23 protein-coding genes and 1 pseudogene are annotated in these 26284 nt (G+C 65.7%); 8 read left to right on the top strand and 16 right to left on the bottom strand.

Annotated features, from left to right (window positions below; translation table 11 throughout):
* Position 1: 1 nt before the first annotated feature.
* The 3 genes from pyrH to rpsB all read right to left on the bottom strand — a co-directional run bounded on the left by pyrH (position 2) and on the right by rpsB (position 2783).
* Complete coding sequence (pyrH, locus tag ISO4_RS12600; RefSeq protein WP_185956966.1) at positions 2–751, bottom strand: UMP kinase; 750 nt, start codon at positions 749–751, stop codon at positions 2–4.
* Between the two features lie 321 nt (positions 752–1072).
* The gene (gene tsf / locus ISO4_RS12605) at positions 1073–1954 is read right to left on the bottom strand and encodes a translation elongation factor Ts (protein WP_194856459.1); all 882 of its coding nucleotides are present in this window, start codon (positions 1952–1954) and stop codon (positions 1073–1075) included.
* Between the two features lie 73 nt (positions 1955–2027).
* Positions 2028–2783: a 30S ribosomal protein S2 gene (rpsB, locus tag ISO4_RS12610; protein ID WP_142949953.1), complete on the bottom strand. Its 756-nt coding sequence runs from the start codon at positions 2781–2783 to the stop codon at positions 2028–2030.
* 256 nt (positions 2784–3039) lie between these two features.
* Here rpsB and map point away from each other — a divergent pair.
* The 6 genes and pseudogenes from map to dapE all read left to right on the top strand — a co-directional run.
* Positions 3040–3873: pseudogene (gene map, locus ISO4_RS12615) on the top strand (type I methionyl aminopeptidase); the annotation flags it as partial.
* A gap of 36 nt (positions 3874–3909) precedes the next feature.
* Positions 3910–6603 carry a [protein-PII] uridylyltransferase gene (locus ISO4_RS12620; protein WP_142949955.1) on the top strand — a complete coding sequence of 898 codons (2694 nt, stop codon included), beginning with the start codon at positions 3910–3912 and terminating at the stop codon, positions 6601–6603.
* A 29-nt stretch (positions 6604–6632) separates the two neighbouring features.
* A complete protein-coding gene (gene dapC, locus ISO4_RS12625; protein WP_142949956.1) occupies positions 6633–7814 on the top strand; it encodes a succinyldiaminopimelate transaminase in 1182 nt (393 codons plus the stop codon).
* Positions 7815–7838: 24 nt separating this feature from the next.
* Positions 7839–8186 carry an ArsC family reductase gene (locus tag ISO4_RS12630; protein ID WP_194856460.1) on the top strand — a complete coding sequence of 116 codons (348 nt, stop codon included), beginning with the start codon at positions 7839–7841 and terminating at the stop codon, positions 8184–8186.
* 39 nt (positions 8187–8225) lie between these two features.
* The gene (dapD, locus tag ISO4_RS12635) at positions 8226–9260 is read left to right on the top strand and encodes a 2,3,4,5-tetrahydropyridine-2,6-dicarboxylate N-succinyltransferase (protein WP_194856461.1); all 1035 of its coding nucleotides are present in this window, start codon (positions 8226–8228) and stop codon (positions 9258–9260) included.
* Between the two features lie 13 nt (positions 9261–9273).
* Positions 9274–10404 carry a succinyl-diaminopimelate desuccinylase gene (gene dapE, locus ISO4_RS12640; RefSeq protein WP_194856462.1) on the top strand — a complete coding sequence of 377 codons (1131 nt, stop codon included), beginning with the start codon at positions 9274–9276 and terminating at the stop codon, positions 10402–10404.
* 6 nt (positions 10405–10410) lie between these two features.
* Here dapE and ISO4_RS12645 read toward each other — a convergent pair whose 3' ends face one another.
* Positions 10411–10605 (bottom strand): hypothetical protein, encoded by a 195-nt coding sequence (locus tag ISO4_RS12645; RefSeq protein ID WP_194856463.1) that lies wholly within the window; start codon positions 10603–10605, stop codon positions 10411–10413.
* A 152-nt stretch (positions 10606–10757) separates the two neighbouring features.
* Here ISO4_RS12645 and ISO4_RS12650 point away from each other — a divergent pair, with 152 nt between their 5' ends.
* On the top strand, positions 10758–12332 hold the full coding sequence (locus ISO4_RS12650) for an aldehyde dehydrogenase family protein (protein ID WP_194856464.1): 1575 nt from the start codon (positions 10758–10760) through the stop codon (positions 12330–12332).
* Here the strand turns inward: ISO4_RS12650 and ISO4_RS12655 are convergent.
* Both ISO4_RS12655 and ISO4_RS12660 read right to left on the bottom strand, forming a co-directional pair.
* On the bottom strand, positions 12329–13207 hold the full coding sequence (locus ISO4_RS12655; protein WP_194856465.1) for a DMT family transporter: 879 nt from the start codon (positions 13205–13207) through the stop codon (positions 12329–12331). The two genes, ISO4_RS12650 and ISO4_RS12655, sit on opposite strands and share 4 nt — an antisense overlap.
* A complete protein-coding gene (locus ISO4_RS12660) occupies positions 13204–14073 on the bottom strand; it encodes a Dyp-type peroxidase (RefSeq protein WP_194856466.1) in 870 nt (289 codons plus the stop codon). Before ISO4_RS12660 ends, ISO4_RS12655 begins: the two co-directional genes overlap by 4 nt.
* Positions 14074–14257: 184 nt before the next feature.
* Between ISO4_RS12660 and plsB the strand changes: the two genes are divergently transcribed.
* Positions 14258–16804, top strand: coding sequence for a glycerol-3-phosphate 1-O-acyltransferase PlsB (gene plsB, locus ISO4_RS12665; protein WP_194856467.1), 2547 nt, complete (start codon positions 14258–14260; stop codon positions 16802–16804).
* Between the two features lie 136 nt (positions 16805–16940).
* On the opposite strand, the gene ISO4_RS12670 is transcribed toward plsB, so the two are convergent.
* From ISO4_RS12670 to ISO4_RS12715, 10 genes are all read right to left on the bottom strand, one after another.
* Positions 16941–17690 carry a class I SAM-dependent methyltransferase gene (locus tag ISO4_RS12670; RefSeq protein ID WP_323745384.1) on the bottom strand — a complete coding sequence of 250 codons (750 nt, stop codon included), beginning with the start codon at positions 17688–17690 and terminating at the stop codon, positions 16941–16943.
* Positions 17687–18484, bottom strand: coding sequence for an undecaprenyl-diphosphate phosphatase (locus tag ISO4_RS12675; protein ID WP_194856468.1), 798 nt, complete (start codon positions 18482–18484; stop codon positions 17687–17689). The genes ISO4_RS12670 and ISO4_RS12675 overlap by 4 nt, the downstream gene beginning before the upstream one ends.
* Entirely contained in the window at positions 18485–18925 is a 441-nt protein-coding gene (locus ISO4_RS12680) for an acyl-CoA thioesterase (protein WP_142949965.1), read from the bottom strand. It abuts the gene before it with no gap.
* 39 nt (positions 18926–18964) lie between these two features.
* Positions 18965–19630, bottom strand: coding sequence for a tRNA (adenosine(37)-N6)-threonylcarbamoyltransferase complex dimerization subunit type 1 TsaB (gene tsaB, locus ISO4_RS12685; RefSeq protein WP_194856469.1), 666 nt, complete (start codon positions 19628–19630; stop codon positions 18965–18967).
* Positions 19627–21579 (bottom strand): ATP-dependent DNA helicase, encoded by a 1953-nt coding sequence (locus ISO4_RS12690; protein WP_194856470.1) that lies wholly within the window; start codon positions 21577–21579, stop codon positions 19627–19629. Before ISO4_RS12690 ends, tsaB begins: the two co-directional genes overlap by 4 nt.
* A gap of 158 nt (positions 21580–21737) precedes the next feature.
* Positions 21738–22124 (bottom strand): SCP2 sterol-binding domain-containing protein, encoded by a 387-nt coding sequence (locus ISO4_RS12695; RefSeq protein WP_142949968.1) that lies wholly within the window; start codon positions 22122–22124, stop codon positions 21738–21740.
* A gap of 157 nt (positions 22125–22281) precedes the next feature.
* Complete coding sequence (locus ISO4_RS12700) at positions 22282–23478, bottom strand: Na/Pi symporter (protein WP_194856471.1); 1197 nt, start codon at positions 23476–23478, stop codon at positions 22282–22284.
* A gap of 3 nt (positions 23479–23481) precedes the next feature.
* Positions 23482–24294, bottom strand: coding sequence for a PPK2 family polyphosphate kinase (locus ISO4_RS12705; RefSeq protein WP_194856472.1), 813 nt, complete (start codon positions 24292–24294; stop codon positions 23482–23484).
* Positions 24295–24349: 55 nt separating this feature from the next.
* Complete coding sequence (locus ISO4_RS12710; protein WP_194856473.1) at positions 24350–25639, bottom strand: ammonium transporter; 1290 nt, start codon at positions 25637–25639, stop codon at positions 24350–24352.
* Positions 25640–25648: 9 nt separating this feature from the next.
* Positions 25649–25987, bottom strand: a complete 339-nt coding sequence (locus ISO4_RS12715) for a P-II family nitrogen regulator (protein WP_142949972.1) — start codon at positions 25985–25987, stop codon at positions 25649–25651.
* Positions 25988–26284: the final 297 nt, after the last annotated feature.

The following is a 26284-nucleotide window of genomic DNA, read 5'->3' on the forward strand; positions in this document are numbered from 1 at the left end:
TTTATTCCTCGCCTTCTTTGTCAGCCACAACCAGGGTGCCTTCGTTGCCGCCCAGCATCAGGCCGAGCAGCGCGCCCTGCTTGTTCATGTTAAATACCCGCAACGGCATGCCGTGGTCACGGCACAGGCAGATGGCGGTCAGATCCATCACCCCGAGCTTGCGGTCAATCACCTCGTCGTAGGTGAGGTGATCGTACTTCTCCGCCTGGGGGTTCGTCACCGGGTCGTCGTTGTAGACGCCGTCCACCTTGGTGGCCTTGAGCACCACGTCGGCGCTGATCTCGATACCGCGCAGACAGGCCGCGGAATCCGTGGTGAAAAACGGATTGCCGGTGCCGGCGCAGAAAATCACCACTTCGCCGTTCTTCAGGTGCCGGTTGGCGTTGCGGTGGTCATAATGCTCCACGATGCCGCTCATGGGAATGGCCGACATCAGCCGGGTGCGGATATTGGACCGTTCCAGGGCGTCACGCAGCGCCAGGCCGTTCATCACCGTGGCCAGCATGCCCATATGATCGCCCGCCACCCGGTCCAGGCCGGCGGTCTGCAGCGCGGCGCCGCGGAACAGGTTGCCGCCGCCGACCACCAGGCCCACCTGAACGCCGATGCCCACCAGCTGGCCGATTTCCAATGACAGGGTGTCCAGCACCCGCGGGTCGATTCCAAACCCCTCTTCGCCCGCCAGCGCTTCACCGCTCAATTTCAGCAGAATACGGTTGTAGCGCGGCGAGCGCTCCTTGTTCTTGGCCATCTCTTGATCTCCGCCACTCATGAATACCCGCCGTTCATCTCAATCCATTCAGCACACTACCCCGCCGGAGGCAGGATGCAAGTCGAAAAAAACGCCTTGCTGGTCAGGCCAGCAAGGCGTTTTGTGGCTTCCGCACAACCGGCTTTCCCGGAACGGCGCCGGAAGCAGGCGCCACCAGTCGCGCTGGTCGTGCTGCGAAGCGGCTTACCCGGCCAGGCCGTGCCGGCCATCCCTGGCGCCACGCCATCGCATTCGGAAAGCCCGGCCCGGCCATCCCTGGCCGGTCGCTGATCGCGCTGCGAAGCGGTGCTTCGGTCGCGATCAGCCCTTAGCCTGCGCCATGACTTCAGCCGCGAAGTCGACTTCTTCTTTCTCGATGCCTTCGCCGACCACCAGACGCTCAAACGCCAGTACTTCGGCGCCCGCGTCCTTGACCAGCTGACCCACGGTGGTGTTGGGGTCCTTCACGAACGGCTGATCGGTGAGGCTGACTTCCTTCAGGAACTTGTTGATCCGGCCACCGACCATCTTCTCGACGATCTCGGCGGGCTTGCCTTCCATGTCCGGCTGGGCGCGGATGATTTCACGCTCTTTTTCCAGCACGTCCTCGGGCACGTTCTCGGAGTTCACCACCATCGGCGCCACGGCGGCCACGTGCATGCACACGTCCTTGGCCAGCTCCGGCTCGCCGCCGGACAGCGCGGTCAGCACGCCGATCTTGCCGCCGTGCACGTAGGAACCGACCACGCCGTCGGTGGCGTTCAGGCGCACCGCGCGGCGAACCTGGATGTTTTCACCGATTTTCTGAACCAGTGACTCGCGCGCCTGTTCCACGGTGGAGCCGTCTTCCAGGCTCAGCGCCACGATCTTGGCGGCGTCCACTTCGTCCGCGTCCAGGGCGGCCTGGGCCACCTTGTTGGCGAAGCCCAGGAAGTTGTCATCACGGGCCACGAAGTCGGTTTCGGAGTTGATCTCCACCATCACCGCGCGCTTGCGGTCTTCGGTGGTAGCCACCATCACCACGCCTTCGGCGGCGGTGCGGCCGGCTTTCTTGGCGGCTTTCGCCTGGCCGGATTTGCGCAGATCGTCGATCGCGCGCTCAATGTCACCCTCAGCGGCGACCAGGGCCTTCTTGCACTCCATCATGCCGAGACCGGTGCGCTCGCGGAGCTCTTTAACCATTGAAGCAGTTACAGCAGCCATGCTTACCTCTTTAAATCTTTGAATCGGGGAACAACCCCCGGTGTCGGGGCGGGCCACGCCCGCCCCGGCGTCATCAACCCTCGGCTTTCTCGCCTTCGGCGTCCTCGACTTCAACGAACTCGCTGTCGCCGCCGGACTGGGTCTGGGCGTACTCACGGCCTTCCATGATCGCGTCAGCGGCCGCTTTCACGTACAGCTGGATGGCGCGGATGGCGTCGTCGTTGCCCGGGATCACGTAGTCCACTTCGTCCGGGTTGGAGTTGGTGTCGACCACGGCAACCACCGGAATACCCAGCTTGCGGGCTTCCTGGACGGCAATGTCCTCGTGATCCACGTCCACCACGAACAGAGCGTCCGGCAGACCGCCCATGTCCTTGATGCCGCCGATGGAGCGCTCCAGCTTCTCCATCTCGCGCTGACGCATCAGGTGCTCTTTCTTGGTCAGCTTGCCGAGGGTGCCGTCCTGCTCCTGGGCTTCCAGGTCGCGCAGACGCTTGATGGACTGACGAATGGTCTTCCAGTTGGTGAGCATGCCGCCCAGCCAACGGTGATCCACGTACGGCATGCCGCAACGCTTGGCTTCTTCACGGACCGCGTTCTGAGCGGCGCGCTTGGTGCCGACGAACAGGATCTTGTTGTTGCTGGCCGCCAGCTTGTTCAGGAACGACAGCGCGTCGTTGAACAGAGGCAGGGTGGTTTCCAGGTTGATGATGTGAATCTTGTTACGGGCGCCGAAGATGAAGGGCTTCATCTTGGGGTTCCAGTAACGGGTCTGGTGGCCGAAATGGACACCGGCTTTCAACATATCGCGCATCGTTACGCTGGACATGGTCTTTCTCCAATTGGGTTAGGCCTCCACGATTCCCGCATGACCCAACCCCCTCTACTCTGTGCCGCCGCGCTTTCGTCGCGGTGACAGTGATCAAGCAGGAAGGCACCCAGGGCCATGTGACGGAACGTGTGTGATTTCCCTTCGCCGACACCGAGCGGGTACAATGTTGCACCGCCCATGAGCGACAAAGGCGCGCGCTTTATACCACAAGCGCCCCTGCCGGGCAACGGAAAAGCGGTATACAAGACACCGCCCCGCCCCCGCATTTGCCGCCCAAGACACTGAAAACGCTGGAGTTTCTCTGATCAACATGAACGTCACCATAAAAACCCCGGAAGACATCGCGAAAATGCGCGAAGCGGGCCGCCTGGCCGCCGAAGTTCTGGAAATGATCGGCGAGCACGTCCAGCCCGGGGTCACCACCGAGGAACTGGACCGCATCTGCCACGACCACATCGTCAACAAGCAGAACGCCGTCCCCGCCTGCCTGGGCTACCGGGGCTTCCCGAAGTCGATATGCACATCGGTGAATAATGTGATCTGCCACGGGATTCCCAACGAGAAAAAGGTGCTCAAAAAGGGCGACATCCTTAATATCGACGTCACCGTCATCAAGGACGGCTGGCACGGCGACACCAGCAAGATGTACTACGTGGGCGAGCCCTCGGTGCTGGCCCAGCGGCTGGTGGACACCACCCGCGAGTGCATGCTGGCCGGCATCAAGATGGTGCGGCCCGGCGTGCGCCTGGGCGATATCGGCCACACCATCCAGAAACTGGCGGAGTCCGAGCGCTTCTCCGTGGTGCGCGAGTACTGCGGGCACGGTATCGGCCAGGTGTTCCACGAAGATCCGCAGGTGCTGCATTACGGCAAGCCCGGCACCGGCCTGGAGCTGCAGGAAGGCATGGTGTTCACCATCGAGCCGATGATCAACGCCGGCAAAGCCCATAATAAGGTGCTGCCCGACGGCTGGACCGTGGTCACCAAGGATCGCAAGCTGTCCGCCCAGTGGGAGCATACCCTGGCGGTCACCGCCGACGGTTACGAGGTACTCACCGCCCGTCAGGAAGAATCCGATCTGTACTAACGCCGTCTTTAACGCCGTTGCCGAGGCCGCCCCGTTATGAACCTGGATCCGCCGATGAGCCAAGACTCGCTGCTCGACACCCTGCGCGACAGTGATCAGCCGGGGCTCGCCGCCCGGGAGTTCCTGGAGGCCGGCCAGGCGCGTCTCGACGAGGCCTTTCACGAAGCGCCGATCACCGAGCTGGTGCACGGCCGCGCCCGGCTGGTGGACCGGGTGCTGATCGCCGCCTGGTCGCTGTTCGGCCTGGACCGCTTTGACGAGACCGCCCTGGTGGCGGTGGGCGGCTACGGCCGCGGCGAACTGCACCCGCACTCCGACGTGGACCTGATGGTGCTGTTCCGCGACGCCCCCAACCCGGAGGCCTGCTCCGCCCTGGAAGGCTTCGTCGCCTTTCTGTGGGACATCGGCCTGGAAATCGGCCACAGCGTGCGCACCCTGGACGAGTGCGTGAGCCTGGCGGGCCAGGACATCACCGTGGCCACCAATATCATGGAAGCACGCACCCTGGCCGGCGACGACCGGGTGCGCGCGGATCTCGCGGTGCTCACCGGGCCGGACGCCATGTGGCCCAACGACCGCTTCTTCGCCGCCAAATGGGAAGAGCAGACCGCCCGCCACCGCAAGTTCAACGACACCGAATACAACCTGGAACCGGACATCAAGAACGCCCCCGGCGGCCTGCGCGACGTGCAGATGATCGCCTGGGTGGCAAAGCGGCATTTCGGCGCCGACAGCCTGGAAGCGCTGGTCGACGCCGGCTTCCTCACCGCTGACGAGCACCGCGTGCTGAGCAAGTGCCTGGAGTCGCTGTGGCGGATCCGCTGGCAGCTGCACGGCCTCACCGGCCGCAACGAAAACCGCCTGCTGTTCGATCACCAGCGCCAGCTCGCCGAACGCCTCGGCCACAAGGACTCCGACGCCAACCTGGCGGTGGAACAATTGATGAAGCGCTTCTACCGCGTGGCACTGGCGCTTTCGGTGCTCAACGAGATGCTGCTGCAGCTGTTCGACGAGGTGATCCTGCGCGCCGGCGAGCCGGAGAACGTGCGCCCGCTCAACCGCCGTTTCCAGGTGCGCAACGACTATCTGGAAATCAGCGCCCCGGACGTGTTCCGCAAGCACCCCTCGGCGATCCTCGAGGTGTTCGTGCTGCTGGCCCAGAACCCGGACCTGAAAGGGGTGCGCGCCGCCACCGTGCGCGCGCTGATCGAGTCGCGTCCGCTGATCGACGACGCCTTCCGCCAGGAACCGGCCCACACCGCCCTGTTCATGCAGCTGCTGCGCAGCCCGCACGCGCTGTTCTCGCAACTGCGCCGCATGAAACGCTACGGCATCCTCGGCAAGTACCTGCCCGAGTTCGGCCGCATCATCGGCATGATGCAGTACGACCTGTTCCATATTTACACCGTGGACGCGCACACCCTGCTGGTGATCAAGAACATGCGGCGCCTGCGCTACGACGACCAGCGCGACGAATTCCCGGTGGCCTGCGAGGTGTTCTACCGGCTGCCCAAGCCCGAGCTGCTGTACGTGGCCGGGCTCTACCACGACATCGCCAAGGGCCGCGGCGGCGACCACTCCGAGCTGGGCGCCGACGACGCCATCGCCTTCTGTCAGCGCCACGGCCTCACCAACTGGGACGCCAAGCTGGTGGCCTGGCTGGTGCGCAACCACCTGACCATGAGCGTCACCGCCCAGCGCAAGGACATTTCCGACCCGGACGTGGTGCATGAATTCGCGCGCACCGTGGGCGACCTGGTGCATCTGGATTATCTCTATGTGCTCACCGTGGCCGACATCAACGCCACCAACCCGGCGCTGTGGAACTCCTGGCGCGCCTCGCTGATGCGTCAGCTCTACCTGGAGACCAAACGCGCCCTGCGGCGCGGTCTGAACAACCCCCAGGACAAACAGGACTGGATCGACGAGACCCGCGACGACGCCCTCAAGCTGCTCACCGAGCGCGACCACGACCCGCACGCCATCGAAGCGCTGTGGGCCAACATCGGCGACGAATATTTCCTGCGTGAAACGCCCTGGGACATCGCCTGGCACACCGAGGCGCTGCTGGAACGCACCAACAAGGAAGACCCGCTGGTATTGATCCGCGAGTCGGAAACCAGCCCGGGCAACCTGGAAGGCGGCTCGCAGATCTTTATCTACACGCCGGACACCCGCAACCTGTTCGCCGCCACGGTGAACGCGCTGGACAGCCTCGGGCTGACCATTATGGACGCGCGCATTATTACCAGCGCCGACGGTTTCAGCCTGGACACCTATATCGTGCTCGACGAGAACGGCACGCCCATCGGTAACGACTGGCCGCGCATCGAATACATCCGCAAAACGCTCACCGAAACGCTCAAGCAGCCGGAAAATTTCGGCGCCACCGTGAGCCGGCGCATGCCGCGCCGCCACAAGCATTTCGATGTGCCCACCCAGGTGATGATCAGCAACGACATCGTCAACGACCGCTCGGTGGTGGAGGTCCAGACCCTCGACCGCCCCGGCCTGCTGGCGCATATCGGCCGTATCTTCGTGCAGTTCGAACTGCTGGTGCAGAACGCGCGCATCGCCACCCTGGGGGAAAAAGCGGAGGACGTCTTCTTCGTCACCGACCTGGAAGGCCAGCCGGTCTCCGACCCGGAGTTGTGCCAGCGTCTGCAGGCCACGCTCAAGCAGGAGCTGGACGATTACAGCAAAACCGACCCCATGTCGGTCACCATCTAATTACCTTTGCGCCGTATTTAAGGAACACCATGAATCCCGATCTGGAACGCCTGCATCCGTATCCGTTCGAGAAGCTGGGCACGTTGTTCGCCGACCTGCCCGCCAGTGACAAAAGCCCGGTGGCGTTTTCCATCGGCGAACCGCAACACCCGGCGCCGGATTTCGTGCAGCAGGCGCTCCGCGACAATACCGCCCTGCTCGCCAAGTACCCGGGCACCGCCGGCCTGCCGGAGCTGCGCGAAGCCATCGCCGGCTGGCTGACCCGGCGCTTCAAGTTGCAGCAGGTCAGCAGCGACCACCAGGTGCTGCCGGTGAACGGCACCCGCGAGGCGCTGTTCGCGTTCACCCAGGCGATGCTGGACCGTCAGCGCAGCCCGCTGGTGCTGATGCCCAACCCCTTCTATCAAATCTATGAAGGCGCCGCCCTGCTCGGCGGCGGCGAGCCGGTGTATTTGCCCTGCACCGACGCCACCGGCCTGCAACCGGACTTCGACGCCGTCGATGAAAGCACCTGGCTGCGCACCCAGGTGCTGTTTATCTGCACGCCGGGCAACCCCACCGGCGCCACCCTGAGCAGCGCACAGCTCAAGGCACTGATCGACCTGGCGGACAAGTACGACTTCGTGATCGCATCCGACGAATGTTATTCGGAAATCTACCGCGAGCGCGCCCCCGCCGGTCTGCTGCAGGCCTGCGCGGAATTGGGCCGCCATGACTACCGCCGCTGCGTGGTGTTCCATTCGCTGTCCAAGCGTTCCAACCTGCCCGGCCTGCGCTCCGGCTTCGTCGCCGGCGACGCGGAAATCCTGCGCCGCTTCCTGCGCTACCGCACCTACCACGGCTGCGCCATGCCCAACCATCACCAGGTGGCGAGCATCGCCGCCTGGAACGACGAAGAGCATGTGCGCGCCAACCGTGCTCTGTACGCGAGCAAGTTCGACGCCGTACTGGACATTCTCGGCGAGCCGCTTAAGGTTAGCGCCCCGGACGCGGGCTTCTACCTGTGGCCCAAAACCCCGGTGGACGATGAAACCTTCGCCCGCCGCCTCAAGTCCGAAGAGAACGTGACCGTACTGCCCGGGCGCTATCTGTCGCGCACCGTGCAGGGCCGCAACCCCGGCAAGAACCGGGTGCGAATGGCGCTGGTCGCGGAACTGGATCAGTGCGTGGAAGGCGCCAAGCGCATCCGCGCCCTGATCGAACGTCTGTAAACGTGCCCCAGGAGGAAGGACCCCATGGCGATAACCGTCTACGGCATCAAGAACTGCGACACCATGAAGAAGGCTCTGAAATGGCTCGACGAACAGGGCCTGGAGTATCATTTTCACGACTATAAAAAGGACGGCGTGCCCGAAGCCCAGCTGCGACGCTGGATCGACGCCCTGGGCTGGGAAACCGTGATCAACCGGCGCGGCACCACCTGGCGCAAGCTCGATCAGAGCACCCGCGACAACATGGACGCGGAAAGCGCGGTGGCCGCGGCACAGGACAATCCGTCCCTGATCAAACGCCCGATTCTGCACAGCGACAACATTATCGAAGCCGGCTTTGAAGAGGGCCGCTGGAAAACACTGCTGGGCTGAGCCACCGGCTCCGCCGCACCGAATGACAGAGAGGCAAACATGAGCAATATTTTCGCAATGGCACTGGGCTGCGGCAGCAAGAACCGCGACGACCAATGGCTGGAATTGTTCTACCCGGACCCGGTGATCAACCCGGACAGCAAGCTGGTGGACGTGGTCAGCGAGGAAGTCGGCTATGAAGGCGGCAACGCGGCCCTGGAACTGACCCACCGTCAGATCCAGCACCTCGCCCGGGAATGGCGCGAGGCCGGCTTTGAACATGAGGCCAGCTACGCGGTGGCGTTCCAGGAATCCGAGCGCCCGGTGGTGCTGACCATTCTGGAAAGCGACGCGGAGCCGGCCTCCACCCCGGAAGCCTACCTCAAGCTGCACCTGCTCTCTCACCGCCTGGTGCGCCCCCACGGCGTGGTACTCAGCGGTATTTTCCCGCTGCTGCCCAACGTGGCCTGGACCAACGAAGGCGCCGTGGACCTGAACGAACTGCCCGAGCGTCAGCTTCTCGCCCGCCTTAACGGCAAGGTGCTGGAAGTGAACAGCGTGGACAAGTTCCCCAAGATGACCGACTACGTGGTGCCCGCCGGCGTGCGCATCGCCGACACCGCCCGCGTGCGTCTGGGCGCCTATGTGGGTGAAGGCACCACTGTCATGCACGAAGGCTTTATCAACTTTAACGCCGGCACCGAAGGGCCGGGCATGATCGAAGGCCGCATCTCCGCAGGTGTGTTCGTCGGCAAGGGCTCCGACCTGGGCGGCAGCTCCTCCACCATGGGCACCCTGTCCGGCGGCGGTAACATCGTGATTTCCCTGGGCGAGAACTGCCTGCTCGGCGCCAACGCCGGCACCGGCATTCCGCTGGGCGACCGCTGCACCATCGAAGCGGGCCTGTATATCACCGCCGGCACCAAGGTGGAAGTGCTGGACCAGAATGGGGAAGTGGCGGACACCGTCAAGGCCCGCGACCTGGCCGGCCAGTCCGATCTGCTGTTCCGCCGCAACTCAGTGAACGGCGCGGTGCAGTGCCAGACCAACAAAACCGCCGTGGCGCTCAACGAAGAGCTGCATAAACACAACTAAAACCGGAGTGTCCGTGAGCAGAACCCTCGAGTACGCCAAGGAACTGATTCGCCGTCCGTCGGTGACGCCGGAGGACGAAGGCTGTCAGGACTGGATGATCGAAAAGCTGGAGGCCCTGGGCTTCCAGTGTGAAACCCTGTGGTTCGAGGAAGTGCGTAACCTCTGGGCGCGGCGCGGCAGCGATGGCCCGCTGCTGGTGTTCGCCGGGCACACCGACGTGGTGCCCACCGGAGACGCCGGCAAATGGCGGTTTGATCCGTTCGTGCCCACCGAAGACGGCGACCTGCTCTACGGCCGCGGCGCGGCGGATATGAAAGGCTCCATCGCCGCTATGCTGGTGGCGGTGGAAGACTTTATCGCCGCCCACCCGGACCACCGCGGCAGCCTCGGCTTTCTGATCACCGCCGACGAGGAAGGCCCGTCAGTGAACGGCACCGTCAAGGTGGTGGAGACCCTGCAGGAACGCGACGAACACATCGACTACTGCCTGGTGGGCGAGCCCTCCTCCACGGACACGGTCGGGGACGTGATCAAGAACGGCCGGCGCGGCTCCCTGGGCGGCCTGCTCACGGTAAAAGGCGTGCAAGGCCACGTGGCCTACCCGCATCTGGCCCGCAACCCGGTGCACGAAGTGGCACCGGCCCTGACGGAGCTCGCGGCGGCGGAATGGGACCGGGGCAATGATTTCTTTCCGGCCACCAGCTTTCAGATCTCCAACATCAACGCCGGCACCGGGGCCACCAATGTGATCCCCGGCGATTGCCAGGTGCTGTTCAATTTCCGCTTCTCCACCGAAGTCACCGATTTCGAACTGCGCCAGCGCACGGAAACCATTCTGCAAAGCCACGGCCTGGATTATGAGATCGAGTGGAAGCTGTCCGGCCAGCCGTTCCTCACCGACCGCGGTGCCCTGGTGGACGCCACCGTGGCGGCGATCAAGGAACGCACCGGCGCCGACGCGCACCTGTCCACCGCCGGCGGCACCAGTGACGGCCGCTTTATCGCCCCCACCGGCGCTCAGGTGGTGGAGCTGGGTCCGGTCAACGCCACCATCCACAAGGTGGACGAGCACACCTCCATCTCCGAACTGGACACGCTCACCGGTATCTACCAGGGCATCCTGAAAAACCTGCTCGCCGGGTAACGCCCGCTACTTCGCGGGCCGGGTGCCCAGCACCACCAGATAGATCAGCCCGACAATCGGAATGAACGCGGCCACGAAACCGGCCGCGGCGGGCAGCAGCGGTTTCATGCCTTTGTTGCGCGCGATCATGAAACTCAGCAGCGTGCACACCACTACCCAGGCGCCGTAGAGCGGCAGCCACGCATTGATATCCTCGATCATCGTTTCTCCTTTTTTATCCGTCGGTCAGCATATCAAAGTTTGACAGCGGCGCCGCTCACAGCGGCGGCATCGCCATTCCCCGGGCCGGGGGCGTATGCTTCCATTATCGTTTGTCACCCACCCGTTTTATCGTCCATGGCCGGAGCCACGAGATGACCGTCACCGATATCAACCCCGCCACCGGCGCCGCCGTGGCCGAGCTCAACGAAACCGATCTCGCCGGCATGCCCGAGCGCATGCAACGGGCCCGCGCCGCCCAGCGCCAGTGGGCGGCCAAGTCGTTCAAGGAACGGGCCCGCCATATCGAGCTGATGCGCCGCTATATCGTCGACCGCGCCGAGGACCTGGCCGCCACCGTCAGTGACAGCAACGGCAAGACCCGCATCGACGCCCTGGCCACGGAAGTGCTGCCCTGTGCCCTGGCGTGCAATTGGTACGCCAAAAATGCCGGCAAGGTGCTCGGCCCGCAAAAACGCGCCGCCGGCCACCTGCTGTTCGCCAACAAGCGCACCGAAGTGAGCCACCTGCCGCTGGGCGTGGTGGGCATCATCAGCCCCTGGAACTACCCGCTGTCGATCCCGTTCGGTGAAATCGTCATGGCGCTGATGGCCGGCAACGCGGTGCTGCTCAAGGTGGCCGCCGCCACCCCGGCGGTGGGCCGCGCCATCGAACGCATCCTGGACGCCGGCGAACTGCCGGAGGGGCTGTTCCAGCACATCGTCGGCTCAGGCTCCAAGGTGGCCACCGCCTTCTTCGAAAACGGCATCGACAAACTGTTCTTCACCGGCAGCGTGCCCGCCGGCAAGACCCTGATGGCCCAGGCCGCGCAGACGCTGACGCCGGTGTCCCTGGAACTGGGCGGCAACGACGCCATGATCGTGCTCGCCGACGCCGACCTGGAGCGCGCCACCAACGGCGCCGCCTGGGCCGGCTACCAGAACGCCGGCCAGAGCTGCGGCGGCGTGGAACGCATCTACGTGGAAGCCGCCGTCTACGACGACTTCGTGGAACGGCTGGCGAAAAAGACCCGCGCCCTGCGCCACGGCCCCGGCCACGGCAAGGAGGTCACCGCCGACATCGGCAGCCTGACCACCGAGGGCCAGCTGCGCACCGTCCAGCAGCACCTGGAAGACGCCCTCGCCAAGGGCGCGCGTATCCAGGCCCAGTCACAACCGGTGGGCGACGTGGACAACGGCTTCTTCTTCCCCGCCACCCTGCTCACGGAGATGTCCGACGACATGCTCACCGTGTGCGAGGAGACCTTCGGCCCGATCCTGGCGGTGGAAAAAGTCGCCAACGCGGAACAGGCGCTGGAGAAAGCCAACCGCTCCAACCTGGCGCTCACCTCGTCAATCTGGACCGGCGACAACAAGCGCGGCCGGGAACTGGCGGCGCGCCTGGAAAGCGGCGTCACCACCATCAACGACCACCTCTACACCCACGGCCTGTCGGAAGCGCCCTGGGGCGGCTGGAAGGAATCCGGCATCGGCCGCACCCACGGCCCCGAAGGCCTGCTGGAAATGACCAACGCCAAGGTGATCAACTGGGACCTGCTGCCGGCCAAGCGCAACCTCTGGTGGTACCCGTTCGACCAGGCCACCTACAAGGGCCTGCTCAACGCCCTGCGCTTCGCCTTCCCCACCGGCGTCGGCCAGTGGCTGGGCGCCAGCCTCAAGCTCACCCCCTTCCTGATCCGCAAGATGTTCACCGGCTGGAAGGCGGACTAGGTTTTGGGCAGGCGGCCTCCGGTGACCACCAGGAGGCCGCTGACCACGATCAAGGCGATACCGGTCCAGGTGAAAGCGTCCGGGAAATCGCCGAACACCAGCCAGCCCACCGTCACCGCGGACACCATCTCCATATAGCTGACCGGCGCGAGCGCCGGCGCCGGGGCGTATTCGAAGGCGCTGATAATCAGAAAGTGCGCCAGCGCGCCGACGCTGCCCATGATCAGCATCAGTCCCCAGCCCGCCAGATCCGGCGAGGTCCAGAACGGCGCCACCACCAGGCTGAGCACGGCGAAGCCGAACACCGAGGTGTAGAACAGCGTCACCGAGGCGCGGCCGCTGCCGGACAACTGCCGGGTGGTGAGTTGGTATAAGCCGTAGGAGAGGCCAGCGGCCACGCCCAGCAGCGAGCCCCATTCAAACGCCGCCAGGCCGGGCCGGATCACCACCAGGGTGCCGGCGAAGCCGATCATCACCGCCAGCCAGCGACGCGGCCCGGCGTGTTCGCCGAGCAGCCAGGGCGCCAGCGCGGTGCTCACCAGCGGGCCGATAAAGGCCAGCGCCAGCGCATTGGCCAGCGGCAGGAACGAGATGGCGCCGAAGTAGCACAGGGTGGTGGACAGCAGAAAGGCGCTGCGCAGCAGTTGCAGGCGGGGACGACGGGGTATCAGCTCGCGCAACGGCAGGCGCCACAACAGCAACGCGGCCAGCAGCGCGAAGTGGAACAGGTAGCGGGCCCAGGTGACCTGAACCACGTGGTACTCGGCGCTCAGGTATTTGGCCAGCCCGTCCATCACCGGCAGAATGCCCACGCCGAGGGCCATCAGGGCGACGCCCAGCAACGGGTGGGCGGCGGTTGCTCTCGTGATACTCACAGCGCGGCCAGCCACGCCCGCGTGGGCGCGTACCACCAGGACCCGGTGACCGGCTGGGTGAAGTCCAGCAGGCGGTCGCGGACGCCGTCGTCGGTCAGACCGTACATGCGGCGCAGCAGATAGTCGAAGCGGTCCAGTTCGCAACTGAACGCGATGAAATAGAGCCCGTATTCGGTGGTGTTGCCGTAGGGCACGGAGCGCCGCCAGATCTTCTGCGGCACGCCATGACGATCCACATCGGTGCGCCCCACATGGGCGTTGGCGGGCATGCGCTCGTCGTCGAATTCCACCGCGTCCGCCTTGGTGCGGCCGAACACGTTCTCCTGCTCCGCTTCCGGCAATTTATGGAAGTCCTCGAGACCGGTATGCACCCATTTCTGGGTCAGCACCCAGCTGCCGCCGGCCGCCGGGTGCGGCTCGGGGATGATGGCCGCCTCCTTGGCGCGCTCGCCCTCCGGGTTGCCGATGCCGTCGACGAAGCCGGACAGGTCACGCAGGTCGTGGTAAACGAACGCCTGCACTTCCAGTTGCAGATCCAGCTCCCGCGCCAACAGCCGGTGCACCCGCAGGCCGGCATCGAACAGCGCGCTGCGGTTGTCCGCCTGAATCCAGATCAGCAGGTCGCCCTGGGTAGCGGGCACCATGCCCTCCAGGGAGAACGGCGGAAAGTCGAAGCCCTCGCCGAGGCGGTCCCACAGCCCCGGGCCGAACGCCATCAGCACCGGGGTGCGTTCCCCGGCCACCGCCAGCGCCTCGCGCAGGGCGGCGCGCACCGCTTCAACCGAATGGCCGCCCCCCAGGGCGAATTCCAGGAACAAATGCTCGGTGAAACTGCGGTCGAAAATACCGGCCTGATGCTCGGACACGTTGGACTTCCTCTGCAAGCAATGGAAAGACCGTGATTGTAGCAACATCCCGGGCCCCGGACAGGGGCCACACCGGCACCGCTCAGGCGTTCGACGGACGGTAACATCTTGCAATATCCGGTTATGTCCGGGGGCCCGCCCTTTAGGTAGAATTCACAAACCTTTTCCCACAGTTTCGGCCCTTATGACGCCCTGGTTAGGACTTGATCGACTCTTTTTCCTGCTGATTCGCGCTTTTATGCGTCTGTGCACGCGTATCCGCGCGCTGCCCGGCGACCCCGCCGAACTGCAGCTGAACCCGGACATACCGGTGGTGTATGTGCTGCGCGACCGCTCCCTGGCGGACGCGGCGGTGGCCGACCAGGCGGCGCGCCGGCTCGGGCTGCGCGCCCCCAAGGCGTCACTGACCCTGGGCAAGCAGCATCTGTCGCGCAGCTACTTCCACCTCTACAAGCGGGAAACCACCATCAGCCGTCAGCGCCGGGCGATCACCCCGGCGCGACTGCAGCGGCTGGTGTCCGGCCTCAAGCACAACCCGGAACTGGATGTGCAGCTGGTGCCGGTGTCGGTGTTCTGGGGCCGCCAGCCGGAAAAAGAAAATTCCCTGTGGCGGATTATCTTCTCCGACAACTGGTCGCCGCCGGGCTTCATCAAGAAATTCTTCATCGTGCTGACCCAGGGTCGCGACCTTTACGTGCAGTTCAGCTCGCCCATGTCGCTGCGCCAGCTGGTCGACCAGTGCCGCTCCGACGACCAGGTGGTGCGCAAGACGTCGCGGATTCTGCGCGTGCACTTCCGCCGCCAGCAGGAAGCCGCCATCGGCCCCGACCTCTCCCACCGGCGGACGCTCACCAACTCGATCATGGAAGCCGCCTCGGTGCGCGAGGCGATCCAGCACACCGCCGAAGAGAACAAGGAAAGCGAGGACAAAACCCTGGCGCGGGCGCGCGGCTACGCGATGGAGATCGCGGCGGACTATTCGCACACCACCATCCGCGCGCTGGAACTGTTCCTCAACTGGTTGTGGAACCGCCTCTATGACGGCATCCGGCTATACAACCTGGACAACCTCACCCAGGTGGCCCGCGACCACGAAATCATTTACGTGCCCTGCCACCGCAGCCACATCGACTATCTGCTGCTGTCGTTCGTGGTCTACCGCAACGGCCTGGTGCCGCCGCACATCGCCGCCGGCATCAACCTGAACCTGCCGGTGGTGGGCACCATCCTGCGCCGGGGCGGCGCTTTCTTCATGCGCCGCAGCTTCCGCGACAACCCGCTGTACGCGGCGGTGTTCTACGAGTACCTGCACAGCATCACCACCCAGGGCTTCTCCATTGAGTATTTCGTGGAAGGCGGCCGCAGCCGCAGCGGCCGCATGCTGCAGCCGCGTACCGGCATGCTGGCGATGACGGTGCGCAGCTTCCTGCGCGACGCGCGCAAACCGATCGCCTTCGTGCCGGTCTATATCGGCTACGAAAAAGTGATCGAAGGCGGCTCCTACATCGGCGAACTGCACGGCGGCAAAAAGAAAAAAGAATCCGTGGGCGGCCTGATGAAATCGCTCAAGGTGCTGCGCAGCCATTTCGGCCAGGTGCACGTGAACTTCGGTGAGCCGATCAAGCTGGTGGACTACCTGGACAGCCACCGGGAAGGCTGGCGCAACGAAGAGCTGTCAGTGCACGAAACCCCGGACTGGTTCAAAACCACCATCAACAACCTGGGCCGCGACGTGGTCACCGGCATCAACGCCGCCGCCGTCGCCAACCCGGTGAACCTGATCAGCCTGGCGCTGCTGGCCACGCCCAAGCACACCATGGACCTGCAGCAACTGCGCCAGCAACTGCAGCTCTACATCAACCTGCTCGATCAGGCGCCCTACAGCGACACCGCGCGGCTGGCGGAGAACGATCCGGACGTGATCATCGAGTACGGGCTGGAGCACGAATTCCTGATCCGCGTCGCCCACCCGCTCGGCGACGTGGTCACCACCGACCCGAAAACCGCCCTGCAGATGGCCTATGTGCGCAACAACAGCCTGCACCTGTTCGTCCTGCCGGGGCTGATCTGCTCGCTGTTCCTGAACGCGCGCAGCATCCGCATGGACATGCTGCAAAGCATGATCGCCCTGCTCTACCCGTTCTTCCGCAACGAATACCTGCTGCACTGGCGCGAGGACGGCGAACTGCCGGCGGCGGTGGAGCGCATCGCCTCGGTGCTGGAAGAGCACGGCCTGGTGAGCCGCGAGGACGACTGCCTGCACGGCGCCGCGATCCACACCTATGCGTCGGACATGCTGGCGCACCTGGGGCAGACGGTGATGCCGTCCCTGGAGCGCTTCTACCTGACCATCCGGCTGCTGGTGCAGTACGGCAGCGGCAGGCTGGACGCCGACGCCCTCAGCGATCTCGCCCACCACACCGCCCAGCGGCTGTCGCTGCTTTACGAATTCAATTCCCCGGAATTCTTCGACAAGGTGGTGCTGCGCAACTTCATCAACCAGCTGCGCGATACCGACCTGGTCTGGCAGGACGACGACAAGGCGCTGTGCTTCGGCGACAACCTGCGCGCCCTGGACGACGAAGCCCGGCGCATCCTCAGCCCGGACATCAGCCAGGCGATCCAGCGCGTCACCCGCGTGCCCGAGCTGGAACGGGCGCTGGCGGAAACCGCCGAGCACGACGCCCAGGACGACGGCAACCCCGCCAAAGGCACCGAAGCCGACAAATGAATCAGTTGACAGTTAATAGTGAACAGTTAACAGCGAAAACAGCGCGCACCGACCAGCGTTTGCGCGATAGCAATGTTTGTCATGCGTTTTTGCAACGGTTTTTTGACGTTAACTATTAACTATTAACTATTAACTGTTAACTGTTAACTGCCATGCCGTTGTGGACGTCGAAGCGGACGGTTTTGCCTTCCAGGACGTGGTGCGGGGCTCGGCCGGCGAGGGGCGGCGCGCGGCGGGGGCGTTTGATGACGACTTTGCGGGCCGGCACGGTCAGTGCGACGTCCAGCAGGCGGCGCTCCTCGTCGTCGTCGGGATAGGGGCAAAGCTGCTGCAGCCACTGCAGGTCCTGCTTCACCGCCGCGCTTTTGCCGCGCGCCGGAAACATCGGGTCCAGATAGACCGCGTGCCAGGGGCCGGCGGGCAGCGTCAGCGTGGCGGCGTCGCCGTTATCCAGCAGCGTCAGCAAGGCGGCGGCGCCCTGCCCTTGGGCGCGCGCCAGCGCATCGGCGATCAGCGCGTGCAGCACCGGCTGGCGCTCCACCATGCTCACCGGATAGCCGGCGGCGGCCATCAGCGCCGCGTCCCGCGCCAGGCCGGCGGTCAGGTCCAGCACCCCCTGGACGCCGTCCCGGCAGCGCCCCAGCGCCTTCACCAGCCGCTCGTGGCGGGCACGGTCGGCGGCCAGCCGGTAGCCCTGCCGGCCGGCGAGGAAATCCACGCTCAGCGGCGTGGCGCGGTCCGCCGGGTCCCACAGCGACAAGGCGCCACTGTCACCAGTGGGGCCCAGCACCAGCGCCTGACCGCCTTCGCGGGCGGCCTGCGGCGACACCACCGGCACGGTACCCGCCACGGCGGGGGCGCCGGGCAGGCGGCCCACAAGGCTCACACGAACCACACAAACAGCACCGCCCCCAGCAACAGGCGGTAGACCATAAACGGCAGCATGCCGACCCGGTCCAGCAGCCGCAGGAACAGCATGATGGTCAGGTAGGCGGTGACCGCGCTCACCACCACGCCCAGGGCCATGTGCCCCCAATCCACCGGCACCGTGCTTTCCAGCAGGTCCTTGGTTTTCAGCAGGCCGGCGCCGAGGATCACCGGGATCGACAGCAGGAAGGAAAAGCGGGCCGCGTCCTCGCGGCGAAAGCCCAGCGCCAGCGCGGCGGTGATGGTGATGCCGCTGCGCGAGGTGCCGGGAATCAACGCCACCGCCTGGGCCACGCCGATCAGCAGCGCGCTGCCCACGCCCAGTTCGGCCACCGCCCGCTTGCGGGCGCCGTAGACATCGGCCAGCCACAGCAGCACGCCGAACACCACCGTGGTGACGGCGATCACCGCCGCCGAGCGCAGCTCGTTTTCAATCAGATCCTTGGCCAGGAAGCCCGCCGCCACCGCCGGCACCGTAGCCAGCACCACCAGCAGGCCGAGACGCAGATCCGGGTTCATGCGCCGCTGCATGACGCCGTCACCGGCGCCCCGGGTCATCGCCCAGAGATCCCGGCGGTAGTAGGCCACCACCGCCAGCAGCGTGCCCAGGTGCACCGCCACGTCGAACGCCAGGCCCTGATCCGGCCAGCCGAACATCTGCGCGGGCAGGATCAAATGCGCCGAGCTGGAGATCGGCAGGAACTCGGTGAGGCCCTGAACCAGGGCCAGAATCAACGCCTGGACATTATCCATTCAAACGGATTCCTGCGCCGTGGGCCGGTAGCCGGTCAGAAATTCCGGGGGCATGCGCCGGGGTTTGCCCGAGTCCAGCGCCACGCACACCCACTTGGTGCGACCGCGCAGCAGGGTTACGCCGTCGCTTTCGCGCACGATCTGGTAGCGGCGGGTGATGCTGATGCGCTGGTCGTTGTCGACGATCCAGGTGCCGATCAGCAGTTTTTCGCCTTCGAACGCCGGCGCCAGATAGTCCACCTCGGTGCGCCGCGCCACCATGCAGCGGTTGAGCCGCTGGTACTCGTCCCAGCCCAGGCCCAGCACCTGGGTGTGCTGCCAGGCGATCTTTTCCATGTAACGCAGGTATTCGGTGTTGTTGACGTGGCCGAGCACGTCGATGGATTCCGGCGCCACCACCACTTCGATCTGGTGCACGTCCGGCAGGTCCCAATGGATCATCGCGGTTACTCTCCCTTTTTTGTGCCGCGCTCCGGCGGCTTAATTCACGACACGGTCGCGCAGATAAACCGGTTGCGCCTGTTCCGCCGGCACGGTGCGGCCCTGCTCTACCATCGGCAGTGCCAGGCGGGCCACGGCGCCGGCGCGCGGCGCCACCTCGGCGTCCACCTCCGCCAGCCGCACGCGGGCCGCGATCTGTTCCCGGTAGACGGCGCCGGAGCCGGCCAGCAGCCAGTCGTCGCCGTCCAGTTCCGGCACCGCGTCCGGGTCGAACAGGCCATCGGCGAGCAGCGGCACCACGCCGTCCGGGCCGCATTGATACGCACCCAGATAGAGCTCGCCCATGCGCGCGTCGAACGCGGCCAGCACGCGGGAGCGGTGCGGGTAGCGGTCGAACGCCGCCAGGGCGCAGGCCGCCAGGGTGGACACGCCGGCCACCGGCAGGTCGCGGGCGAAGGCCAGGCCCTGCACCACCGAGGTGGCCACCCGTACCCCGGTGAAGGCGCCCGGCCCGTGACCGAACGCCAGCGCGTCCACCGCCGCCAGCGTCACCCCGGCTTCCGCCAGCAGCTCGTCCACCAGCGGCAGAATGCGCTCGGTCTGGCGCCGCGCGCCGGGTTCGAAACGCTCCTGGATGTCGCCGTTACGGTAGAGCGCCACGGAGCAGGCGTCGGTGGCGGTTTCAAGGGCCAGAATGCAGGTCATTGAAGGTGCTCGCGGTTGGCAATGTAGGTGAAAAACCGTTGCACGACCTCGGCCTTACGGGTGCGGGTCATGCCCGGCAGGCTGTCCAGAAACAGGCGCCCGTAGCCTTTGGTGATCAGACGCGGATCGCCTACCACCAGCAGCCCGGTGTCGCTGGGGTCGCGGATCAACCGGCCGGCGCCCTGGCGCAACGCCAGCACCGCCTGGGGCAGCTGGTAATCGCGGAAGGCGTTACCGCCGCTGCTGTTGATGTGCTCGATGCGCGCCGCCGCCACCGGGTCCCCCGGGGAGCCGAACGGTAACTTATCGATTATCACACAACTGAGGGTTTCGCCGCGCACGTCGATGCCTTCCCAGAAACTGCTGGTGCCCAGCAGCACCGCGTTGCCGAGGCTGCGGAAGTTGTCCAGCAGCTCGCGGCGGCCGGCCTCGCCCTGCACCAGCAGCGGGTACTCGAGCTGCGCCTGGCGCAGCAGGCCGGCGGCTTCGCGCAGGGCCCGGTGGCTGGTGAACAGAAAGAAGGTACGGCCGCCGGCGGCGCGGATCACCGGAATCATCGCCTTGGTGAGGGTGGCGGTGTAGTCCGGCGAGGACGGCGCCGGCATGCCCTCGGGCACATAGAACACCGCCTGGCGTTTGAAATCGAACGGGCTTTCCAGGCGCAGGGTGTCCGCCTCCTCCAGGCCCAGCCGCTTCTGCAGATGCTCGAAGCGACCGGCCACCGACAAGGTGGCGGAGGTGAGAATCCAGGTGCAGGGGTGCTTCTCGCGCTGGGCGCGCAGCTGCGCCGCCACCGACAGCGGCGTGCTGTGCAGCACCAGGGTGCGCTTGAAGGTCTCGAACCAGTACACCCGGTTGGGCGCCGACCCGTCGAGAATGGTCTTCAGGGTGATCACTTGCTCGGCGGCGCGCCGGGCGCAGGCGTCCAGCCCGCGGCTGGTTTTCGCCTGTGGCGCCAGGGAGGCCTCCAGGTCCACCAGCGCATCCAGCAGCGCTGTGCCGGCTTCCACCACCGCCGGCGTGTCCTGCACCTCGGACCAGGGCGCGCGCCGCTCCGCTTCGCCCAGGCTCAGCCGCAGATCCTGGCAGGCCTTGTCCACCGCCGCCACGGTCTGGTTGAGGGCGGCCAGATCCAGCGCGGAATGGGCCGCCTCGGACAGCGCGTCGCGGCCCAGCTCCTGCACCTGGCGCGTGCTCAGGGAGTCGCCGAAAAAGTTGGCGGCGATCTCCGGCAACTGGTGGGCCTCGTCGAAGATCACGGTATTGGCGCTGGGCAGCAGATCGGAAACGCCCTCGCCGCGCAGCGCCGCGTCGGCGAAGAACAGATGGTGATTGACCACCACCAGGTCCGCCTCCTGGGCTTCCTTGCGTGCGTTCATCAACGGGCATTCGCTGTATTTCGGGCATTCGGTGCCCAGGCAGTTGTCCGCGGTGCTGGTCACCCAGGGCCACACCGGCGCGTCCTCGGGCAACTGCTTCAGCTCGGCGATATCGCCGGTGCGGGTGCGCCCGGCCCAGTGGGCCACCACCTGCATCTGCTCGGCGGTTTCCCGGGTGAGAAAACGGGCTTCTTCCTGGTGCAGCTCCAGGCGGTAGGGGCACAGGTAGTTGGCGCGGCCTTTCAGCAGGGCCGCCTTGCGGGCCATGCCCAGCACCTTGAGGACCATGGGCAGGTCCTTGAAGAACAGCTGGTCCTGCAGGCTTTTGGTGCCGGTGGACACCAGCGTCGGGCCGTCGGACAACAACGCCGGCAGCAGATAGGCGAGCGTCTTGCCGGTGCCGGTTTCCGCTTCCACCAGCAGGGTGCCGCGGGCCTCGATGGCCTCGGCCACCGCGTCCGCCATGCGCAGCTGCGCCTCGCGGGGACGATACCCCTCCAGCAAACCGCCGAAGCGGGCGCTGTCGTTCAGGTAATCGCGGGCACTCTGGAATTCACCGACGCTGTTCACTCACTGTCTCTCGGGTCTCGCCATGCGGGGAAACACCCGCTTTCGGGGCTGAGAGGATAGCGGATAACCCGGCCCGCGCCCAACCGCGCGGCGCAAAAACGACAATGCCCGCACGGGGCGGGCATTGTCATTCACCGAGAGAGATGAAGAAAGCAGGTTCAGGCGGTAATGTCCTGGATCTGCTTCATCAGCTGCTTCTGCTCGTCGGTGGGCTGGGCGGACTGCAGCGCCATCAGCTTGCTCATGTCGCCTTCGATCTTGATCTGGCCGCTCATGAAGCCCTGCATGCCGGCGGACTGGTCGCCTTCGATGAAGATGCGCTTGGCCAGATCGGCGGGCAGGATCAGCGTGGTGGGCGCGTCGTCGTGGTGACCTTCCTCGATCATGCCACCGGCCATCGCCATGTGCTTCTCGCCGTCATCGGTTTTCACGGTGATGTTGATCACCAGGTCCGCGAGCGCCGCGGGCGCTTCCACGTCGCCAGCGGAATCACGGATTTCCTTAACCTTTGCAAACCACTCGTCGGACAAAAATTCCAGGCTCATTGTTATCTCCTTGGTTGCGATGGTCTCGACGCCCGGGTCGATGGGCCGCTCGATTCGCCTGAGCGATATTCAAACGAGCGTTCGAAACTTTCCTGTACCTTATAGAAAGGCCCCGGGGCTGACAATGTCTTCCTGGCACTCGGAATGAGCCAAAAAGTCATATCGACGACCCGGCCCGCGCGCCGCGAATCCAGTGCCGGCCGCAGGCATCGATTTCGCGCACCAGATTGAGCACGCTGATGCCCTCCGCGCGGGCCGCTTCCACCGCCTGGTAGGCCTGCCGGGTAAGTTGGGCCATGGCACGGCCGTGGGCGGTCTCGTCCAGAGCGGCGCCGTGCGCCAGCGCCGCCGCCAGCCCCCGGTGCAGGGCCGCGTCCAGCGCCACCAGAGCCGGCGCCCGGCTGTCATGCAGCGGCGCCAGGTCGTCGACCACGTCCTTGATCGCCTTGCAGGCGTACACCCACTCGCTCAGACACTGGCGCACCCTCTGCAAGCGCGCGGTCTGGCCGGCGTCCAGCGGTTGCTGCCCGACGCGGTTCAGGTAGGCCGTGATACGCATCTCGCGGTCGGTGATCGCTTCGTAGTCCCGATAGAAAGCCGGCAGCGCGCCGCGGTCCGGCCAGTCCAGACAACGCCGCCGGATGGTCTCGCCGAGCCGGGCGACACTCTGCTCCACCACCAGCAGCGCCGGCTCCACCGCCTTGGGGTCCACGTCCTCGAACGGATCCGGATCCCGCGCACGGCGCCCCACCCATCGCACCAGCCCGCGCTCCAGAGGCGCCAACCAGGGCAGGAACAGAAACACACCGAGCAGATTGAAGGTGCTGTGGAACGCGACCAGCCCCAGCAGCGGATCATTCCAGCCCAAGGCCGCCAGCAGGCGGGGCCAGAGCGGCAGAAGCACAAGAAACGCCAGCAGAGCCGTGGCGACGTTGTACAGCAGATGGAAGGCCGCCACCTGGCGCTTGTCGGCGGCGCCTTTCACCGAGCCCAACAACAAGGTACTGGTGGTGCCCAGGTCCGCGCCGATCATGAATGCCAGGGCCTCCGACAAGCTCACCAGGCCGCCGTTGAGCGCCGCCAGACTGATCAGCATGCTCGCCGAAGAAGACTGAATCAGCGCCGTCAGACCAACACCCACCAGCAGATAGACGATCGGCGGCAGCCCCTGCAACACCGCCAGCTCAAAGCGGGTGCCGACCACCTCGACCGCGGTCTTCATGGTATCCAGGCCGAGCAACAACAGGCCCAGGGCGAACACGAACCGGCCCAGCGACCGCTGCCCCTCCGGCAGGGCGATGGCGAGCAGCCCGCCCAGGCCGGCCAGCGCCTGCAGCAGGTTGGTCAGCGCCAAGGCTCAGTCCTCCTCGCCGCGCAGCAGCGCCCGATAGTGCTCAATGCAGTCGATATCCTCGCGGGGGTATTCCGGGGCCAGGCTTTCCAGCAGATCCGCCAGCAGACCGGCGACCCGGGCACGGGCGGACGGCTTGTCGTCATTGGGGATCAGATGCCAGGGCGCGTGGTCGGTGTGGGTGGCGGTGAGCGTCTCGTTGACCAGCGCCAGGTAGCGGTCGCGGGCGCGCCAGCTGTCCATGTCGGAGGGGTCGAACTTCCAGCGCTTGCGCGGCTTATCCAGGCGTTTAAGCAGGCGCCGGCGCTGTTCGTCCTGGGAGGTGTTCAGCCACACCTTGATCAGCCGCGTGCCTTCCCGGTGCAGATGCCCCTCGAACTCGTTGATCGCCCGGTAGCGGCCGCGCCAGTCCACGCCGATATCGCCGGTGGGCCACAGCCGCTCGGCCAGCACCGCCTCGTAGTGGCTGCGGTTGAAGGCCACCACTTCGCCCCGCTCCGGCAGATGCCGCCAAACCCGCCATAGAAAATCATGGCGGACTTCCTCGCCGAGTGGGCGAGCAAACGCATGGGCACGGAAAGCGGCCGGGTCCAGAGCCCGGGCCAGGGTGCGGATCAGGCTGTCCTTGCCGGCGGCGTCCAGTCCCTGGACCACCAGCAGCACGCCATAGCGCCGGCCGGCATAGAGCCGGCGCTGATACTCGTGAATACGGTCGAGGCTGTCCGCCAGGGGCGCCACGCCCTGCGCCCCCACCGCGGTGGGCAGCTGGCGAACGTCCAGGGCGCCGGCGCGGGGCCAGCCGTAGGGGTCCAGATCCAAGGGGAGCTCCTCGCGGGACGGTTTCCCCGAGCATACTGGACCCCGGCCGAAGGCGTTAGATGTCGTAGCCGCGCTCTTCGTGCAGCGCGATATCCAGACCCTGGCTCTCTTCCTCGGCGGTCACCCGCAGCGGCGTGAACAGGCCCACCAGCTTGAGCAGCAGGAAGGTGACCGCCCCGGTGTACACGAAGGTGGCGACCACGCCCAGCGCCTGCACACCCACCTGCTCGAGCATGCCGTATTCCGGCTTGGCGAAGCCGTAGCCGGAGAACACGCCCAGCTCCGTGGAGGCGAACACGCCGGCCAGCAGCGTGCCCAGCACACCGCCGATGCCGTGCACCGGGAACACGTCCAGGGAATCGTCGATGCGCCACTTCTGCTTGACCACCAGCACCATATAGAAACAGATCACGCCGGCGGCCAGGCCGATCAGCAGCGCGCCGCCGGGGCCGACAAAGCCGGACGCCGGGGTGATGGTGCCCAGGCCGGCCACCATGCCGGTGGCGATGCCCAGCGCCGAGGGCTTGCCGAACTTGACCGCTTCCAGCGTCACCCAGGCCAGGGAGCCGGCGGCGGCGGAAATATGAGTCACCAGCATGGCCATGGAGGCGTTGCCGTCGGCGGCCAGGGCGGAGCCGCCGTTAAAGCCGAACCAGCCCACCCACAGCATGCCGGCGCCCATCACCGTCATGGTCATGTTGTGCGGCTTCATGGCCTGGCCGGGCCAGTCCTGACGGCGGCCCAGCACCACCGCCGCCACCAGCGCCGCCACACCGGCGGTGATGTGCACCACGGTGCCGCCGGCGAAGTCATACAGGCCCAGTTCGGCGAGCCAGCCGCCGCCCCACACCCAGTGACAGATCGGCACGTACACGCCCAGCACCCACAGCACCGAAAACGCCAGCATGGCGCCGAAGCGCATGCGCTCGGCGAAGGCGCCGACAATCAGCGCCGGGGTAATGATCGCGAAGGTCATCTGGAACAAACCGTGCAGGCTCTTGGGCAGGCTGCCCTCCAGCGTGTCGCGGCCGATGCCGTCAAAGAACACATGGCTCAGGCCGCCGATCCAGGCATTGGCCGCGCCACCGTCGGAAAACGCCAGGGAGTAGCCGACCACCAGCCACACCAGCGACACCGCGCAGGCGATGGCGAAGCACTGCATCAACACCGACAACACGTTCTTGTTGCGCACCAGGCCGCCGTAGAACAGGGCCAGACCCGGCAGGGTCATGAACAGCACCAGCGCGGTGGCGGTGAGAATCCAGGCGCTGTCGCTTTTATCCAGGGTGTCCGCCAGCGCCAGAGACGGCGTCAGGGCCAGAAGGCCCGCAATCAGATATCGCATGGGGCCTCCTTACAGGGCGTCGTTGTCGGTTTCACCGGTGCGGATACGCAGTGCCTGCTCCAGCGCGGTGATAAAGATCTTGCCGTCGCCGATCTTGCCGCTGCTGGCCGCCTGGGCGATGGCTTCCACGGCCTGGTCGACGCGCTCGTCCACCACCGCCAGCTCCAGCTTCACCTTGGGCACGAAGTCCACCACGTACTCGGCGCCACGGTACAGCTCGGTGTGGCCCTTCTGACGGCCGAAGCCCTTTACCTCGGTGACGGTCATGCCCTGAACGCCGATCTGCGCCAGGGCGTCGCGTACGTCATCCACTTTGAACGGTTTGATTACCGCCGTGATCATTTTCATAGCTATAGGTCCCTAGTCCTCGCGGCCGCGCACGGCCCGGATTGCACCAACGGGAAGCAGCCCGCCGGAATTGCACCGGCTAAGGGCATACAAGAATCGGGCCAGGACAGGGAGCGCCAGAAAACGGGGCATTGGGAGGGCAAAGACGTGCGGAGACGTCTATTTTGCACTATTGGCGTGCACGACTTAGGCCGGAGTCACCAATATTGTGCACGACCGGTGTGCAGACCTGCGCCATCTGAAGGCAGCAGACTCTGTAGGGAGCGGTCCTTGTGGGAGATTCTATGGTGCCTAACA

It is taken from the genome of Alloalcanivorax venustensis ISO4 (assembly GCF_015356855.1).
Lineage (GTDB): Bacteria > Pseudomonadota > Gammaproteobacteria > Pseudomonadales > Alcanivoracaceae > Alloalcanivorax > Alloalcanivorax venustensis.